This is a genomic window from Arthrobacter sp. 2762 (genome assembly GCF_040548745.1).
Classification (GTDB): domain Bacteria; phylum Actinomycetota; class Actinomycetes; order Actinomycetales; family Micrococcaceae; genus Arthrobacter.
Map to the genome: position 1 here is coordinate 431,226 of NZ_JBEPSI010000002.1, position 16,927 is coordinate 448,152.

At 62.2% G+C, this 16,927-nt stretch carries 17 protein-coding genes; 6 read left to right on the forward strand and 11 right to left on the reverse strand.

Going from position 1 to position 16,927, the window contains the following annotated elements:
• Positions 1–60 precede the first annotated feature (60 nt).
• From ABIE18_RS05930 to ABIE18_RS05950, 5 genes are all read right to left on the reverse strand, one after another.
• The gene (locus tag ABIE18_RS05930; protein ID WP_499721732.1) at positions 61–1,083 is read right to left on the reverse strand and encodes an NADP-dependent oxidoreductase; all 1,023 of its coding nucleotides are present in this window, start codon (positions 1,081–1,083) and stop codon (positions 61–63) included.
• Positions 1,080–1,511 carry an organic hydroperoxide resistance protein gene (locus ABIE18_RS05935; RefSeq protein WP_499721733.1) on the reverse strand — a complete coding sequence of 144 codons (432 nt, stop codon included), beginning with the start codon at positions 1,509–1,511 and terminating at the stop codon, positions 1,080–1,082. The genes ABIE18_RS05930 and ABIE18_RS05935 overlap by 4 nt, the downstream gene beginning before the upstream one ends.
• 53 nt (positions 1,512–1,564) lie before the next feature.
• Positions 1,565–1,999: a MarR family winged helix-turn-helix transcriptional regulator gene (locus tag ABIE18_RS05940; RefSeq protein ID WP_477515250.1), complete on the reverse strand. Its 435-nt coding sequence runs from the start codon at positions 1,997–1,999 to the stop codon at positions 1,565–1,567.
• 122 nt (positions 2,000–2,121) lie between these two features.
• Positions 2,122–3,327: an amidohydrolase gene (locus ABIE18_RS05945; RefSeq protein ID WP_477520819.1), complete on the reverse strand. Its 1,206-nt coding sequence runs from the start codon at positions 3,325–3,327 to the stop codon at positions 2,122–2,124.
• Between the two features lie 108 nt (positions 3,328–3,435).
• A complete protein-coding gene (locus ABIE18_RS05950) occupies positions 3,436–4,569 on the reverse strand; it encodes a mannose-1-phosphate guanylyltransferase (RefSeq protein ID WP_431119004.1) in 1,134 nt (377 codons plus the stop codon).
• Positions 4,570–4,833: 264 nt separating this feature from the next.
• Between ABIE18_RS05950 and sdhC the strand changes: the two genes are divergently transcribed.
• The 5 genes from sdhC to ABIE18_RS05975 all read left to right on the forward strand — a co-directional run bounded on the left by sdhC (position 4,834) and on the right by ABIE18_RS05975 (position 9,285).
• Positions 4,834–5,214, forward strand: coding sequence for a succinate dehydrogenase, cytochrome b556 subunit (gene sdhC, locus ABIE18_RS05955; RefSeq protein WP_089594138.1), 381 nt, complete (start codon positions 4,834–4,836; stop codon positions 5,212–5,214).
• Between the two features lie 3 nt (positions 5,215–5,217).
• On the forward strand, positions 5,218–5,694 hold the full coding sequence (locus ABIE18_RS05960; RefSeq protein WP_499721734.1) for a succinate dehydrogenase hydrophobic membrane anchor subunit: 477 nt from the start codon (positions 5,218–5,220) through the stop codon (positions 5,692–5,694).
• Between the two features lie 106 nt (positions 5,695–5,800).
• The gene (sdhA, locus tag ABIE18_RS05965; RefSeq protein WP_431119001.1) at positions 5,801–7,600 is read left to right on the forward strand and encodes a succinate dehydrogenase flavoprotein subunit; all 1,800 of its coding nucleotides are present in this window, start codon (positions 5,801–5,803) and stop codon (positions 7,598–7,600) included.
• On the forward strand, positions 7,600–8,382 hold the full coding sequence (locus ABIE18_RS05970) for a succinate dehydrogenase iron-sulfur subunit (protein ID WP_011773975.1): 783 nt from the start codon (positions 7,600–7,602) through the stop codon (positions 8,380–8,382). The genes sdhA and ABIE18_RS05970 overlap by 1 nt, the downstream gene beginning before the upstream one ends.
• A 129-nt stretch (positions 8,383–8,511) precedes the next feature.
• Positions 8,512–9,285, forward strand: coding sequence for an alpha/beta hydrolase (locus tag ABIE18_RS05975; RefSeq protein WP_499721735.1), 774 nt, complete (start codon positions 8,512–8,514; stop codon positions 9,283–9,285).
• A 74-nt stretch (positions 9,286–9,359) separates the two neighbouring features.
• Here the strand turns inward: ABIE18_RS05975 and ABIE18_RS05980 are convergent, their stop codons facing one another.
• Positions 9,360–10,661: an ABC transporter substrate-binding protein gene (locus ABIE18_RS05980; RefSeq protein ID WP_499721736.1), complete on the reverse strand. Its 1,302-nt coding sequence runs from the start codon at positions 10,659–10,661 to the stop codon at positions 9,360–9,362.
• A gap of 109 nt (positions 10,662–10,770) precedes the next feature.
• On the opposite strand from ABIE18_RS05980, the gene ABIE18_RS05985 reads away from it, so the two are divergent.
• Positions 10,771–12,993: a hypothetical protein gene (locus tag ABIE18_RS05985; RefSeq protein ID WP_499721737.1), complete on the forward strand. Its 2,223-nt coding sequence runs from the start codon at positions 10,771–10,773 to the stop codon at positions 12,991–12,993.
• A 77-nt stretch (positions 12,994–13,070) separates the two neighbouring features.
• Here the strand turns inward: ABIE18_RS05985 and ABIE18_RS05990 are convergent, their stop codons facing one another.
• Genes ABIE18_RS05990 through ABIE18_RS06010 form a run of 5 tightly spaced genes read right to left on the reverse strand, consistent with a single transcriptional unit; the run spans position 13,071 to position 16,922 of the window.
• Positions 13,071–13,223, reverse strand: a complete 153-nt coding sequence (locus ABIE18_RS05990) for a hypothetical protein (protein ID WP_224091527.1) — start codon at positions 13,221–13,223, stop codon at positions 13,071–13,073.
• Positions 13,224–13,248: 25 nt separating this feature from the next.
• Complete coding sequence (locus tag ABIE18_RS05995) at positions 13,249–14,334, reverse strand: YihY/virulence factor BrkB family protein (RefSeq protein ID WP_499721738.1); 1,086 nt, start codon at positions 14,332–14,334, stop codon at positions 13,249–13,251.
• Positions 14,261–14,938: a 2'-5' RNA ligase family protein gene (locus ABIE18_RS06000; protein WP_499721740.1), complete on the reverse strand. Its 678-nt coding sequence runs from the start codon at positions 14,936–14,938 to the stop codon at positions 14,261–14,263. The genes ABIE18_RS05995 and ABIE18_RS06000 overlap by 74 nt, the downstream gene beginning before the upstream one ends.
• A gap of 4 nt (positions 14,939–14,942) precedes the next feature.
• Positions 14,943–16,067: a tryptophan--tRNA ligase gene (gene trpS, locus ABIE18_RS06005; protein ID WP_224166789.1), complete on the reverse strand. Its 1,125-nt coding sequence runs from the start codon at positions 16,065–16,067 to the stop codon at positions 14,943–14,945.
• A 21-nt stretch (positions 16,068–16,088) separates the two neighbouring features.
• Positions 16,089–16,922, reverse strand: coding sequence for an exodeoxyribonuclease III (locus ABIE18_RS06010; RefSeq protein ID WP_477515257.1), 834 nt, complete (start codon positions 16,920–16,922; stop codon positions 16,089–16,091).
• Between the last annotated feature and the right edge of the window lie 5 nt (positions 16,923–16,927).

Consider the following 16,927-nt stretch of genomic DNA (forward strand, 5'->3'; position numbering starts at 1 on the left):
TGACCTTTTGTTACCAAGCAGTAGCCGGGTGCGCAAGTCACACCCGGCCCACCCCCGACGTCAGAGCCTGACGAGCATCTTTCCGGTGTTGGCCCCGTCCAGCAGATCAATAAAAGCCTGCGGTGCGTTCTCCAGGCCGTCCACGATCGTCTCGTCGTAGCGGACCGTTCCGTCGGCCAGCCAACCCGCCATCTTTTCGGCGAACTCCGGGGCGTGCTGGCGCTGCCCGCCCACCAGGAATCCACGCAGGGTCAGCTGCTTGCCAATCGCCAGGGCCAGGTTCCTTGGTGCAACCGGCGGCTCGGTGGAATTGTATTGCGCAATGGCGCCACACATGGCCACGCGCCCGCCCACAGTGAGCGTAGCCAGTGCGGCTTCGAGGTGCTCGCCGCCGACGTTGTCGAAGTACACATCGATGCCACGCTCCCCCACCGCCTCCCGCAGCTGCTCAAGAACCGGGCCATCGTTGTAGTTGAAGGCGGCGTCGAAACCGAGCTCCAGCAGCCTGGCGACCTTCCCGGCAGAACCGGCGCTGCCGATCACCTTGCTGGCTCCGGAGGCCTTGGCAATCTGGCCCACCATGGATCCCACGGCACCGGCCGCGCCGGACACGAAGACAACATCGCCCTCCTTGAACTCAGCCACTTTGAGCAGGCCCGCGTACGCGGTCAGACCCGTCATGCCCAAGGCACCAAGGAACGCCGATGTTGGAGCAAGGCCGGTCGGAACAGTGGTTGTCGCAGCCGCGTCCACCACCGCATGCTCGCGCCACCCCAGTTGATGCACGACGACGTCACCCACCTTGTGCGCGTCGGACCTGGACGCGATCACCTCACCTACGGCACCGCCGTCGAGCGCTGCATCCAGGCGGAAAGGCGCCGAGTAGGACTTGACGTCATTCATGCGTCCGCGCATGTAGGGATCCACGGACATGAACTGGTTCCGGACCAGGACCTGGCCGTCCTGAAGGTCCGGGAGGCCGGAGGCGGCCAGCCGGAAGTTCTCCGGGGACGGTCGGCCGACCGGGCGGGATGCGAGCTGGATTTCGCGCGTTTCCACCGGCGTGCTCGTAGCGGCGCTCATGCGGCGAACTCCACGAGCTTGAGGTCTACGGCCATGTTGCCGCGGGTGGCGTTGGAGTAGGGGCAGATCTGGTGCGCCTTAGCCATCAGTTCTTCGGCCTTTTCGCGATCCAGGGCGGGCAGGGCGATCTCCAGCTCGGCGGCCAAGCCATAGCCCTCGCGGTCAGTGAGTGCACCGAAGTGGACTTTGGCGGCAACGGCGGAATCGCTGAGGTCAACGCGTTCCTTGCGGCCCACCAGGCGCAGGGCGGAGTGGAAGCATGCCGCGTAGCCGGCGGCGAACAACTGCTCGGGGTTGGTGCCCTGGCCGTTGCCTCCGAGCTCAACCGGGCTGGCGAGGGCGACGTCAAGCTTGCCGTCGTTGGTGCGGGCGTTGCCATCGCGGCCTTCGCCGGAGGCCAAAGCCTCGGCAGTGTAGAGAGTCTTCACGAATCTTCCTTTTCTCTTGAACATCAGTGGGCTTGTGTGTGGCTTGAAAAGTGTCAGAGTGACTTCTGCAGTGCCGCCGTGAGTTTGCCGAGCGTGGCGTGCAACTGCTCAATTTCGTCCGTGGAGAGGCCGGCGGCATCAGCGAGGCGCTTGGGGACGGCCTGGGCGCGGCTGCTCAACTCCCTGCCGGCGTCGGTCAGGACGACATCCACTCGTCGTTCATCCTCAACGGAACGGTGGCGCTCAACGAGACCAAGCGCCTCAAGGCGCTTCAGGAGCGGCGACAATGTGCCGGAGTCGAGCCCGAGTTCCGCGCCAAGTTCCCGCACGCTGCGCGGTTCCTGCTCCCACAGGACCAGCATCACCAGGTACTGCGGATAGGTAAGACCCAGCTCGTCCAGCACGGGGCGGTAGACCGCCGTCGCGGCCTTGGACGCCGAATACAGCGCAAAGCAGACCTGGTGGCGGAGGCGGGGTGCATCACTCATGAAGAAAACGATAGTGCACAATTCAATTGTGCACAACTCAATCGTGGCAAAAACACCCAACTGAGTCGCAGTTAAGGCCGTTTTGAACGTCCAAAACGGCCTTAACTGCTACCTGGTTGGGTTTAGTCCTGGAGGTCGCGGATAGTTCGAAGTGCGGCAGCAGTGAGGACCCGGATGGCGTAGCCAAGGGCGCGCTCGTCGACGATGAAGTCGCCGCGGTGGAGGTCATATTCCTCGCCGCCAGGCGTGTGGGTGCCAAGCCGCATCATGGCACCCGGGAGGTCGGCCAGGAACCAGGCAAAGTCTTCGCCACCCATGGACTGGGGCGTCAGGACAACGGCGTTCTCGCCAAGTTCGGCTCGCGCGGCGGCTTCAATCAGCGCCGTCTCATGCTCGGAGTTGACCACGGGAGGAACGCCTCGGGTGTGCTCCAGGTGCACGTCCACGCCGTAAGGAGCGGCAACCTGCTTCACGACGTCGTCCAGCAACTCCCCGGCACTGTGCCAGGCATCGCGGTCAAGGCAGCGCATGGTGCCCGCCATGTAGCCAGTGCCCGGGATGGCGTTGGGTGCAGAACCTGCCGAGATCTGGCCCCACACCACTGACACTCCGCTGCGAACGTCCACGCGGCGGGAGAGCACGGCGGGTACGTTGACCGCAATCTGCGCCAGGGCAAAGACCAGGTCTTCCGTCAGGTGCGGCCTGGACGTGTGGCCACCGCGGCCCGTGAGTTCGATCTTGATGGTGTCCGATGCCGACGTGATGGCCCCGATCCGGGTGCCGATCTTGCCGACATTGATTCTGGGATCGCAGTGCAGCGCAAGGATCCTGGGCACACCGTCCAGCACGCCCTGCTCAATGCAGGACAAAGCACCGCCGGGCATGGTCTCCTCGGCTGGCTGGAAGATGATGCGGACAGTCCCGCCCAGCGGCGTGTTCTTGTGCATCCGCTGCAGCACCAGGGCAATGCCGAGCATGGTGGTGGTGTGGACGTCATGCCCGCAGGCGTGTGTGACGCCGTGGTTCTTCGAAGCGAACGGCAGGCCCGTTTCCTCGATGATGGGCAAGGCGTCGATGTCACCACGCAGTGCAGTGGCAATGGGACCTTCCCCGATGTCCACCGTGAGCCCGGTGCCTTCAAGGCGGCGCGGCTGCAATCCGGCGGCCTCGAGCCGCTCCACGAGTTTGTCCGTGGTGCGGAATTCCTTGAAGGAGAGTTCAGGGTGCGCGTGGAGATCCCGCCTGAAGTCTATGAGTCCGGGCAGCAGCTCATCCACCCACGGACTTACAACGGGGGTCGGCTCGGTTTCAGTGGTGTAATTGCGCACGTCACAACTCTAGCCATCCACGGCCTCCGAAGAACGAAAGCCACCTCTTGGTTACGCTGCGTTCAGGCGCAGGACAACCAAAGAGGTGGCTCACGGTATAAGGGATTGCTACAGGACGTCCGTATCGCCGCTGGCTTTCAGGGCGTCAACAGTGCCCTTGACCAACTGGGCATGTTCCTTGGTAGTGACCAGCAGCGCGTCGGGCGTGTCCACGATGACCACGTCCTTGATGCCGATAAGTGCGATCACGCGCTTGGTATCGGACACCACTACGCCGCTCGCATTCTCGGCAAACACGCGGGCACCTTCGCCAAGAACGGTAACTTCATCGACGTCGCCGGCATTGTTCAGGCGGCCGATTGCGGCAAAGTCGCCAACGTCGTCCCAACGGAAAGTACCAGGCACGACGGCGACATCGCCGGCCGCCGCTGCCGGCTCGGCAACCGCGTAGTCGATCGCAATCTTGGGCAGTGTGGGCCAGACACGCGCGGTAACTTCAGCGCGCTGGGGCGTGTCCCAGGCTTCGGCGATTTCCTGGAGGCCCTTGAACAGCTCCGGCTGGTTCGCTTCGAGGTGCTGGAGCATGAGCGCTACGGGAGCCACGAACATGCCTGCGTTCCAGACGTAGTCCCCTGCTTCTACATATTTGTTGGCAACTTCCTGGCTGGGCTTCTCAACAAACTCAGCCACGGCAAGGGCGTTCGGAGCACCTTCCACGTTCAGTGCCGCACCGGAGCGGATGTAGCCGAAGCCGGTGGAGGGGTGCGTGGGCTTGATGCCGATGGTGACGATCTTGCCCGTGGCAGCGGTGTAAATTGCCTCGCGCACGGTGTCCTGGAAGAGGTCGTCAGGGCTGATCACCTGGTCCGCGGCGAACGAACCCATGATGGTTTCCGGGTCGCGGCGGTAGAGGATGGCAGCTGCCAATCCGATGGCAGCACCGGAATCCTTGGGCTCGCTCTCGAGCACCAGCTCGTCATCGCCCACTTCGGGGAGCTGCCGGCACACAGCGGCACGGTGTGCCTCGCCGGTCACAACGAGCACCCGCTCGCCGGCCAGCGGCTCAAGGCGGTCATAGGTGGCCCTCAACAACGTGCTGCCGGAGCCGGTCAGGTCGTGGAGGAACTTGGGCGCGGCGGCACGCGAGAGTGGCCACAGCCGGGTCCCCACACCGCCCGCCGGAATAACCGCGTGGAAGCGGTTCAATGGAGATTCCGGGAATGTCGCGTCTTCTGTACTCACCGCAACACTTTATCCGACGCGGCTGCGAAGCCCCGCAGGCCGCCACACATGTGGCCTTCGTCTCACGAAGCACGGGAAATCGCCGAAATATCGCCTAAATACGGGCAGGAAACATGGAATTAACAACCAGAGAAGCGCGTCCTAAATTGAATAAGCTGGTAGCGAAGCCTAGATTTAGGCGTGAGCTACGAGTGCTCTCGCAGCAGGCGTTCCCCCCGCATGGATCCCATGCCAGCGCCGCTGTGTTGCAGGAAGGTTTAATCAGTGCCGACAAAACCAGCTGGCACCTTGTACCGCGGCCGTGAAGGCATGTGGTCCTGGGTTGGACACCGTATTACCGGTGTAGTGATCTTTTTCTTCTTGTTGGTCCATGTGTTGGACACCTCATTGGTGCGCGTGTCCCCTGAGGCCTACACGGCCGTCATTGGTGCTTACAAGAACCCCCTCATGGCCCTGGGTGAAACGGGCCTGGTCGCCGCGATCATCTTCCACGCCTTCAACGGCCTGCGTGTGATCGCCATCGACTTCTGGAAGAAGGGCGCGAAGTACCAGCGCCAAATGCTGTGGATCGTGCTTGCGCTGTGGCTGGTCACTTTCGCCGGCTTCGCTATCCGCCACCTTTCCCTCGCGCTGGGAGGCCACTAGACCATGACCACGATCGAATCCCCCCGCAGCGGAAAAATCGGTTCCGGCAAGATTGCTCCGAAGTACAACCGCACCGGCCCCAGCCGTGGCAACTTCGAAATGATCGCCTGGCTCTTCATGCGCCTCTCCGGCATCGTCTTGGTGGTGCTGATCTTCGGCCACCTCTTCGTGAACCTTCTGGTAGGTGAGGGTATCCACGCCATCGACTTCGGTTTCGTCGCCGGCAAGTGGGCGGACCCCTTCTGGCAGTTCTGGGACCTGGCCATGCTCTGGCTTGCCATGCTGCACGGAACCAACGGCGTCCGCACCATCATCAACGACTACGCGGAAAAGGACGCCACGCGCTTCTGGCTCAAGGTTGTCCTCTATGCAGCCACGGCTGTCATCATCATTCTCGGCACCCTGGTGATCTTCACGTTCAACCCGTGCCCCGTCGTCGACGGCGTTCAGCTGCCTGGCGGCTTCTGCCCGGCCCCGTAGCGGCTTCCTGGCGCAGCCGGCCGGCCCTGCAGGGAACCGATTGCGCCTGACTTAGCGGAACAGCCTCCGCCGACCATCTGAATTTTTGAAAGAGAGAGCATCTGGTATGCAGGTCCATAAGTACGACGTCGTCATTGTCGGTGCAGGTGGCGCCGGCATGCGCGCCGCGATCGAATCCGGTCAGCGCGCACGCACAGCGGTACTGACCAAGCTCTACCCCACCCGCTCGCACACCGGTGCAGCACAGGGTGGCATGTGTGCAGCACTGGCCAACGTCGAAGAAGACAACTGGGAGTGGCACACCTTTGACACGATCAAGGGTGGCGACTACCTGGTTGACCAGGACGCAGCCGAGGTCATGGCGAAGGAAGCCATCGACGCCGTGCTGGACCTGGAAAAGATGGGTCTGCCGTTCAACCGCACGCCCGAGGGCCGGATTGACCAGCGCCGTTTCGGTGGCCACACCCGTGACCACGGCAAGGCTCCCGTCCGCCGTGCTTGTTATGCAGCCGACCGTACAGGCCACATGATCCTGCAGACGCTGTACCAAAACTGCGTCAAGCACAACGTTGAGTTCTACAACGAGTACTACGTCCTTGACCTGCTGATCGTCGAAGAAGACGCAGTGCGCGAAGACGGCACCCCGTACAAGCAGAAGCGTGTCGCCGGCGTAGTCTCCTACGATCTTGCTTCCGGTGAACTGCACGTTTTCCAGGCCAAGTCCGTTGTGTTCGCCTCCGGTGGTGCCGGCAAGGTCTTCAAGACGACCTCCAACGCCCACACCCTCACGGGCGACGGCATGGGCATCGCCTTCCGCCGTGGCATCCCCCTGGAAGACATGGAGTTCTTCCAGTTCCACCCGACCGGCCTCGCCGGCTTGGGCATCCTCCTCACCGAGGGCGCACGTGGTGAAGGTGCCATCCTTCGTAACTCCGAGGGTGAACGCTTCATGGAGCGTTACGCCCCCACCATCAAGGACCTGGCACCCCGTGACATCGTGGCCCGCGCCATGGCGAACGAAGTGCGTGAAGGCCGTGGTTGTGGTCCAAACAAGGATTACGTCCTCCTGGACCTGACCCATCTTGAACCGGCCCACATCGAGGCCAAGCTTCCGGACATCACGGAGTTCGCACGCACCTACCTGGGTGTGGAGCCGTTCACCGATCCTGTCCCCGTGTTCCCCACCGCGCACTACGCCATGGGCGGCATCCCCACCAACATCACCACCGAGGTGCTGCAGGACAACGACACGATCGTGCCGGGCCTCTACGCAGCCGGTGAAGTTGCCTGTGTTTCCGTGCACGGCTCGAACCGACTCGGCACCAACTCGCTCCTGGACATCAACGTCTTCGGCAAGCGGGCCGGTATCGCCGCTGCGGAGTACTCCAAGACGGCCGACTTCGTCGAGCTGCCCGAGGACCCCGAGGCAATGACCCGCGGCATCCTCAACGGCCTGCTCAACGGCAACGGCACCGAACGGGTTGCCCAGATCCGCAAGGAACTGCAGGACACCATGGATGCGAACATGCAGGTGTTCCGCACCAAGGAATCCCTGGAGCAGGTCCTTAGCGACATCGCTTCCTTCGAAGAGCGGTACAAGAACGTCACCGTCCAGGACAAGGGCAAGCGCTTCAACCTGGACCTCCTGGAAGCAGTGGAGCTGGGCTTCCTGCTGGACATGGCCAAGGTCATGACAGTCGGTGCCCTGCACCGTGAAGAGTCCCGCGGTGGCCACTACCGCGAAGACTTCCCGGACCGCAATGACGAAAAGTTCATGAAGCACTCCATGGCTTACCTGGACACTTCCGTCACCGTCGACTCCTCGGCGGAATCTGTTGCGGGCATTCGTCTTGAGACGAAGCCCGTCATCTTCACCCGTTACGAGCCGATGGAGCGTAAGTACTAATGACGACCGAAATGGCAGAGCCCGCTTCCAAAATCGAGCTCCCGGCAAGCGTTGCGGGCGACGGTGAAATTCCCACCTTCCACATCACGCTCCGCGTACGCCGCTACGATCCCGAGATCTCGGACGAAGCACGCTGGGATGACTACAAGCTGACCATGTACGGCACGGACCGCGTTCTGGATGCCCTCCACAAGGTCAAATGGGAGATCGACGGCAGCGTTTCCTTCCGCCGCTCCTGCGCACACGGTGTCTGTGGTTCGGATGCCATGCGCATCAACGGCCGCAACCGCCTCGCCTGCAAGACGCTGCTGAAGGACCTGGACACGACCAAGCCCATCACCGTCGAGCCGATCAAGGGCCTCCCTGTGGAGAAGGACCTGATCGTGGACATGGAACCCTTCTTCCAGTCCTTCCGCGAAGTCATGCCGTTCCTGATCAACAAGGGCCACGAGCCCACCAAGGAACGCCTGCAGTCCGTTGAGGACCGTGAGCGCTTTGACGACACCACCAAGTGCATCCTGTGTGCTGCCTGCACCTCGTCCTGCCCGGTCTTCTGGACCGACGGCCAGTACTTTGGTCCGGCCGCAATCGTCAATGCACACCGCTTCATCTTCGATTCCCGTGATGACGCCGGCGACATGCGCCTGGAAATCCTGAATGACAAAGAAGGCGTGTGGCGTTGCCGCACCACCTTCAACTGCTCGGAAGCATGCCCCCGCGGCATCCAGGTGACCCAGGCAATCGCCGAGGTCAAGCAGGCCATCCTGGCCCGCAAGATCTAGTTTCGCCGGTCCCCTAAGGAACCAAACGACGACGGCGCCGCTCACCACTGTTGGTGGGTGGCGCCGTCGTCGTTAATAACTTCGCCAGTCTGGCCCCGGCCCGGTAGCCGCAAAAGCAAGGAGACCAGCGTGTCACGCCCTGAGAAAATCACTTTCATCGGAAGCACCGGTGATGCCCTCGCCGGCATCGTAGACGTGCCTGAAGGCCCTGTCCGTGGCTGGGGGGTGTACTCGCACGGCCTGACCCTGGGCAAGGACAGCCCCGCTGCTTCCCGGATCTGCAAAGGGCTCGCGGAGCAGGGTGTGGGCATGCTCCGGTTCGACAACCTTGGCCTGGGCGGCTCTGCCGGGGAATGGTCCGCGGGCTCGTTCAGCGTCAAGGTGGCTGACACCATCCTCGCTGCGGGCTTCATGCGGGAGCAGGACAGGCCGATCTCCTTGCTGGTTGGCCACTCCTTCGGTGGAGCCGCTGTGCTGGCTGCTGCGCGCGACATCCCCGGACTCAACGCCGTGGTGACCGTGGGCGCACCTTACGAGCCAAAGCACGTTGAGCACATGTTCGACGCCGAGATTGACTCCATCCTGCGTGACGGCAGCGCCGTGGTTGACCTGGGTGGCAGGCCCATGGAAATCCGCCGGCACTTTGTGGAGGACGTGGAACGCGCTGACCTGCGCGATTGCATCCGCACCCTCCACAAACCGTTGATGGTGATGCACTCCCCCACCGATAACACCGTGGGCATCGATAACGCCAGCGAAATCTTCCGTACGGCACGGCATCCCCGCAGCTTCATTTCGCTGGAGGGCAGTGAGCACCTCCTCACCGGGAAGGGCCAGGCGGCACGGGTTGCGCGGATCATCAGCGCTTGGGCCGATCCGTATCTGGAAGTCCGCGACGCCTAAGACCAACCCGGGGTCACTTATGGCCCATGTTTCCTTCTGGAAGGGGCCCTAAGTGACCTCGCGTTGGCTTTCGCCTACTTGCCGATGGCCGCTTTGCTCTCACTAAGCCACTGCTCGGCGGCCTTCTCTGGCGTCAGCCGCTTGAACAGGACTTCGGTGTTGATGCGCGCCGTAATCTCGGAAACCGCTGTTGAACCAGTGGGACCGATGAATGTCGGCGCGAAGTCCATCTTGCCGATTTGGTCGATGTAGGCGGCCTCTGCCTTGCCCTGCGGCGTGAGCAGATCCTGGATGGCCGTACGCATGCCGGAGTTGCTGGGTACGCCACGGTCGCTCTGGATGATCTTTGCTGCGGCCTCATTGTTCACAAGGAAGCTGACCAGCTTGGCAGCGGCATCCGTATGCTTGCTGCGCGCGGAGATGGTGTAGAACTGCGATGACTGCAGCCACATGCCGGGCGTGGGCGTCTCCCCAGGCAACTTCAGCAGCTTTAGCTCAGCGCCGGAGGCTTTGCTCAATGCAGTCAGGGAGTTCGTCCACGTGAGCATCATGCCGGCCTGCCCCATGCCCATGAGTGTCTGTTCAGTGCTGACGTTGAGCTTCTCCACTGTTTCCGAAGCACTGGGTGCCGCGCCCGACTCGCTGAGCTTGAGCGAGAAATCGAAATAGTCCCGCACGGTTTCCTTGTCCATTCCCAACTGGCCGTCTTCTGTGTAAAGCGATTTGCCCCGCCGACGTGCGAAGGCGTCCAGCGAGTCATGCGTGAGGACTGTGGCAGTGCCGTAGGTTCCCTTGGGGCTCTTGGCCGTGATCTCTTCGGCAGTCTTCGCGAAGTCATCCCACGACCATGTGTTGTCATCCGGCAGGGCAATGCCTGCAGCCTGGAAAACAGCGGGGTTCACTACGATGGCCAAGGCGTTGGCACCGGTGGAGATGCCGTACTGCTTACCCTGGACCTGCCCGTTTTCAAGGGCTCCTTGGTCCATCTTGGAGAGGTCGAGTGAGCCGTCCACCTTGGACAGATCCAGCAGGGCGCCGCGGTTGGCGTACTCGGCCGGGTAGGCACCGCCCATGGTGATGACATCGGGGGCGTCGTTCGCTGCCACCTGGGTAGCCAGCTTGTCGAAGTAGCCTCCAATGTCGCCATACTCCGGCTTGACCTTGATGTTGGGGTTGGCAGCCTCGAACTCCTTGATGGCCTTGTTGGTCAGTTCAGCGCGGGTGGCGTTACCCCACCACGCGAATCGGATTTCCACGGGCCCGTCCTCGGGCTGGTTGGATGAGGGGCTCGAGCAGGCTGCGGTGAGCCCCAACATGCTGACGGCTGCTATGAAAGCTACTGACTTCCGGATACTACGGAGAGATTTACGCGTCATTGGGTAGGCTTCTTTCAGGCTCAAGAAAACGGTTCCTGAAACGTATCAAGGCAGTGTATATTCGTCAATAGTTTTGGATATGAACTATTAGGCTACTGAGGAGTGCACCTTGACCAAGAGGTCCGAATCCCCTGCCATTGACCGCAAGGCACTCGTCCAGCGCCACAATGTTCGCCAGAAACACCTTGATCCGCGGAGCCCTGTGTCCGTCGGCAACGGCGAATTCGCATTCACACTGGATCTCACCGGGTTGCAGACTTTTCCCGCGGCCTATCCTGTGGGCGCCCGTGATGACCTCCCGCCGGGCACGCTTCTGGGAACCCAATCCCAATGGGGATGGCACTCAGTGCCACCGGCAGAGCCCCACGACCTCGCCGGCTCCACAGTCCTTTACGACTCACCCCGGGGTCCGGTGCCCTACGTGGACATGGTGGGCGATATCGTCAACGATCGCGAAACTGACACATCCCTGGCTGAAGCCTGGCTCCGGGCGAACCAGCATCGGCTGGACCTGGGGCGCATCGGCTTCCGCTGGCTGGAGAATGGCACGGCGCGGTCCATCCTTGAGGCTGATATCACCGACACCGAACAAACACTCGATTTATGGTCCGGAGTGGTGACCAGCCGCTTCACCCTGGCCGGACACTCCGTCAAGGTCACGACGGCGTGCCACCCCGACAGTGACGAGCTCGGCTTCCGCGTGGAATCGACCGCGCTTGGTGCGGGTTTGGTCGTCGGTGTGGGCTTTCCCTACGGCTCCGAGGCGTGGCATGACGCGGCTGACTGGAACAGTCCGGACGCCCACACCACCTCGCTCGACGGCCCTGTGATGTCCGAAGAGCACGATGGCTGCCCAACATGGACAGTCCACCGCGAGCTGGACGGGGCCCGCTATCAGGTGGTCATCACCGGCCAAAACCTGACCGTGGAACAGAGGGAACACCATCAACTCCAGGTAGCTCTTGGTAAGGCCGGCCGTCCCGAAACCAAAGATGTGCTGGACTTCTCCGTCGCCTTCCTTTCCGCAGGAGATGGCGACTGCATCCCTCGAGGCATCAACGGGCGAACTGCCATGACACCTGCGGTGAGCTATGCGGCCGGTGACGGGACCGGCGTCGAGCTTTCACCTGCCCGTAACGTGATCGCAGCTTCCGAGGCCTATTGGCTTGGGTTCTGGTCCTCGGGCGGGGCGATCGAACTTGATGCGACCGAGGATCCCAGGGCCAAGGAATTGGAGCGAAGGATTGTCCTTTCCCAGTATCTGACGGCGATCAATTGCTCGGGCTCGCTACCTCCGCAGGAAACTGGACTCGTGTGCAACTCCTGGCGTGGCCGCTTCCACTTGGAGATGCACTGGTGGCATGCCGCGCACTTTGCGCACTGGAACCGTGTGGAGCTCCTCCTGCCATCGCTACGGTGGTACTCCACAGTCCTGGAGATATCCCGTCAAACTGCAAACGCGCAGGGATTCAACGGCGTCCGCTGGCCCAAGCAGATCGGACCGGACGGCCGGGAAAGCCCAAGTCCCATCGGGACATTCCTGATCTGGCAGCAGCCACACCCCATTCACTTGGCCGAGCTTGTGTACCGGGCAAATCCCAGCCGTGAAGTGCTGGAAGAATTTTCGGAGATCGTTTTTGAGTCAGCGGTCTTCATGGCCGACTTTGCACATCCCACGTCGCGTGGGTTCGAACTGGGGCCACCCTTGATTCCGGCACAGGAAAGCTACGGCTCTATCCGGGCCAAGGTCACCAATCCCACGTTTGAGTTGGCCTACTGGCAGTGGGGCCTCCGGACCGCAGTTGCCTGGCGCGATCGTCTGGGTCTGGAACCTGTGCAGGCATGGTCGGACGTGGCAGATGGCATGGTGCCGCCACGCGTGATCGACGGCGTTTACGCTGCGATCGACGTGGAGCCCTTCACCATCCGTACGGACCACCCTTCGATGCTGTGCGCGCTTGGCGTCCTGCCCCTTACGGATGTGATTGATCCGGACGTCATGCGCGCCACCCTGTCGGATGTCCTCACGGACTGGGATTGGGGCAGCACCTGGGGTTGGGACTATCCAGTAATGGCAATGACTGCGGCGCGACTGGAAGATCCCGAAGCTGCCGTCGACGCCCTTCTCCTCGACGCCGGAAAAAACACCGTGCTGACCAATGGGCACAACCGCCAAACCGATTCCCTGCCGCTCTACTTGCCCGGCAACGGTGGACTCCTGGCAGCCGTCGCGCTGATGGCAGCCGGCTGGGACAACGGACCAGACCGCCACGCCCCCGGGTTCCCGCCTGGCTGGACCGTCGCTTGGGAGGGGCTGGTCCGGGCGCCCTAGCCGGACTGGAATCAACCCGGGGCTACTTATGGCCCTTGTTTCCTTCTGAAAGGGGCCGTAAGTGACCCCGCGTTGTCCTATTCGCGGCGGGGTCCTACAGCGGCCCCAACCAGCGCGCCCAAGCCGAGGCCAACCAGGATTCCCACAAAAGGAGAGTTGAAGACGAGCTGGCCAACCACCAGCCCTGCAGCGGTTCCCAGGAGGCAAGCGATCCACAGCTGGTTGTTCATAGCACCTCCTGGAAGAAAGTAACCGTTACGTCTGGGGCGTTGTGCGGCGTGAACCGAGGACCTTCTTGCGCGGGGTCTCCCCCGCCCGCAGGTCCGCCTCGCGGATGGCGGCCCACGAAGCGGAAACGAGATACACCTGGCTTACCAGGTTGAACCAGATGAGAAGGCCGATGATGATGGCGAACGAGGCGAGAACAGGGTTCTGTCCTGCCCGGGCGAGAAGTTCGGTGCTGAATAGCTGAAGCACCGTGGTCCCAATGCCAGCCAGTGCAACGCCTTCAAGGAACGCCCGCCGCCCCAGCTTGAGGCCGCCTGCAATATGGAACAACACGGCCGCCGTCGCGCAGTTCAGCATCAGGGGGACGACCACCTTGACGACTGCTGCCACGGGTGCCGCGACTGCTTCATCCAACCTGAGGAGATCGAAGATCCATTCGGCAGCCGTGCCAAAGATCAGGGACGCGCCGGCACTGACCACGAGGATCACGCCAAGGAGCAAGAGGGTACCGGCGTCGACCAGTTTCTGCAGGACGGGGCTGCGCTGGAGCGGATCAGCGTCCGCCACGCCCCGCAGGCCTTCCCTGACGCTGGCAATCCAACCAAGGGACGTGAAGATGGTTACCGCTGCCGCGATGACGGCGGTCCATCCAAGACTTGAGGGATTGAGCAGCGATTGTGGGTCTACCAGTCCCTCACCGCCATTGACTTGGAGGAGTCCCGGAGCTGCAGAGGCGACGCTGCGAATCACGGCGTCTTCGAGAACCGGGTTACCACCCAGGACGATTCCGGCGATGGCGAAACCCGTAGTGAGGAGGCCTGTGACGGAGAAGAACATATTGAAGCCGATGCCGGCACTCAGAAGTGGCCCGTGCTGCCGGGTGTAGTTCTGGAAGGAGCGCATGGCCCGGTTGGTGTTCAGCCTTGCGAGCAGGAGGGCAAGAAGGGCACCGGCCCTCTTCGGCAGGCCTTCGCCGGCGCGCCTTACGTGGCCCCAGTCCTGCCGCTTGTGAAGGAGTTGAAGTTTTAGCTTTGCCAGCTCAGTTGGCAGCGGAGGAGTGTCCGCCGGTGGACGTTGATTCCGCCTGCTGCGTTTTGTCAGTGTCGCCGCCAAATCCGAGCTCTTCCCGTAGCTGCCAAATTCCATTGGTGTCGTGCTCGTAAAGTCCCATGCTAACCACTGGGAAGGTTGCCCGGTAATCTCTCAGGACCGTTTCGGCCTCGTCCAGATTTTCCTTGGCGACATCATGGGCCACCGTGACATGCGGGTGGTACGGGAAGGGAAGCAAACGCTCAAGGGGACCCGTCTGGAGCTTTTCGTGCAGCTGCACGCACTCTTCAAAGCCTTCTTCGACGTTGACGAACACCACGGGCGAAACGGGCCGGAAGGAACCGGTACCGGAAATGGTGATAGTGAATGGTTCCTGTGAGCGGGCCACCTCGCGCACGTGGTCCCGGGTGGCTGCCCAGTCCTGTGTGGGCGTGGTGGTGATGAGTGTGATGTGGGCGGGGATGACTTCGGCCATGGGATCGCCAAAGGATGCCCGCCAGGCCTGCAGTTCCCGCGCGATCTCCGGCGGGAAGCCGAGGATCACCCCAACGCACATGGTGTCACCGGCACCGCAATCGGTGCCGGTGACAGCAGGCTGGCGCGATTCGTCCGGACCGACACCTTGAGGGGTATCGGTCTTGACGTTAAGCTGGCCAGCTGCGCACATGAACTTAGCGGACTCCTTGCTCGCTGCGGTATGCATCCCCTCGGTACGGCAGGAAGCCTACCTTGGAGTAGACATCAGCGAGCGTCGCTGAGGCGATCTCACGCGCTTTGTCCGCACCGTGAGCCAGGAGACGGTCCAGTTCTGCCGGGTCCGCGAGAAGTTCGTTGGCCCGCTCACGGATGGGGGCAAGGCGTCCGGAGACGAGTTCGGCGAGATCTACCTTGAGGTGGCCGTACATCTTGCCCTGGTAATCGGCCACGATCTTCTCTACCGGGGTGCCACTGATAGCCGAGTAGATGGTGAGCAAGTTGGAGACGCCCGGCTTGTTTTCGCGGTCGTAGCGGATCTCGGTCTCAGTGTCAGTGACAGCGGATTTGATGCGCTTGGCCACGGTCTTGGGGTCATCCAACAGGTTGATAAGGCCAGCGGGTGATTCGGCAGACTTGGACATCTTGGCCGTGGGGTTCTGGAGATCGTAAATCTTTGCCGATTCCTTCTGGATGAAGGGCTCGGGCACCTGGAACGTCTCGCCGAAACGGCTGTTGAAGCGGTTGGCGAGGTCCCTGCTGAGCTCCACGTGCTGGCGCTGGTCTTCGCCGACAGGTACGCCGTGCGGCTGGTAGAGCAGGATGTCCGCAGCCTGCAGGATGGGATAAGTGAACAGGCCGACGCTGGCGTGGTCAGAGCCCTGCTTCTGTGCCTTGTCCTTGAACTGGGTCATGCGGCCGGCTTCACCCATGCCGGTGATGCAGTTCAGCACCCAGGCAAGCTGGGCGTGCTCGGGAACCTGCGATTGCACGAACAGTGTGCATTTCTCCACGTCCACGCCGCCAGCGATGTACTGGGCGGCGGTGACCCTGGTGCGGCGGGCGAGCTCGGCAGGATCCTGCGGAACGGTGATGGCGTGCAAATCCGGAATGAAGAACACAGCATCGTACTCGTCCTGCATGCGAACCCAGTTGACCAAGGCGCCAAGGTAGTTGCCAAGGTGCAGGGAGTCAGCCGAGGGCTGCATGCCTGAAAGGACGCGCTGCTTGGCGCCAACGGCAAGCTTGGTGGAGGTCACGGTACTCCCGCTGGGCAGTGTGGCGGCTGGGGTGCCGGTTTCAGTCGTGATGGAGCTAGTCATTGAGCAATACTTTCGTGAAGCTTAGAGCCGGTAGTCCACTACCAGCGGTGCGTGGTCAGAGAAGCGGGTGTCCCACGAAGGCGCCCGATCCACGACAGCCGAGAACGCGGCCGCTGCAAGTCCGGGAGTAGCCAGGTGGTAGTCGATGCGCCAGCCTGTGTCAGTATCAAAGGCCTTTCCGCGCTGGGACCACCAGGTGTAGGGGCCGGCGACATTTCCTGCCAGGCCCCTGTGGACATCCCTCCATCCGATTTCTTCACCCATGAAGCGGTCAAAATAAGCGCGCTCTTCTGGCAGGAAACCGGCACGCTTGACGTTGCCCTTCCAGTTCTTGATGTCCAGTTCAGTGTGTCCGACGTTGAGATCGCCAACTACCAGCGCGTGATCGCTGTGCTTGGCGAGCTCGGGGAGACGGGTGGTCATGGCGTCCAGGAAGCGGTACTTGTCATCCTGCTTGGGCGTGCCTGCCTCACCGGAGTGAACGTAAGCGCTGACCACGGACAACGTGGAGGATTCGCCGTGGGTGTTCCTGACGGAGAAATCCGCTTCAACCCAGCGGCCCGCGGTGGCGAAGTAGTCATCGCCAATCCCGATCCGGGTGGCGGTGGGTTCCTCGCGGGAAGCAATGGCAACCCCTGCGCGGCCCTTTGCCTCAGCCTCAGCGTGGAGGATGTACCAGCCTTCGCCGAGCAGCGTGTTGACGATGGCATCAGGAGCACGGACTTCCTGCAGGCAGAGGATGTCAACCTCGCGTGGCTCCAGCCATTCCGCCATACCGTTCTTGTAGGCAGCCCGAAGGCCATTGACGTTGACCGATGCGATGCGAAGGAAGTCCTTCTTCAATGCCGTACTCACCCGGT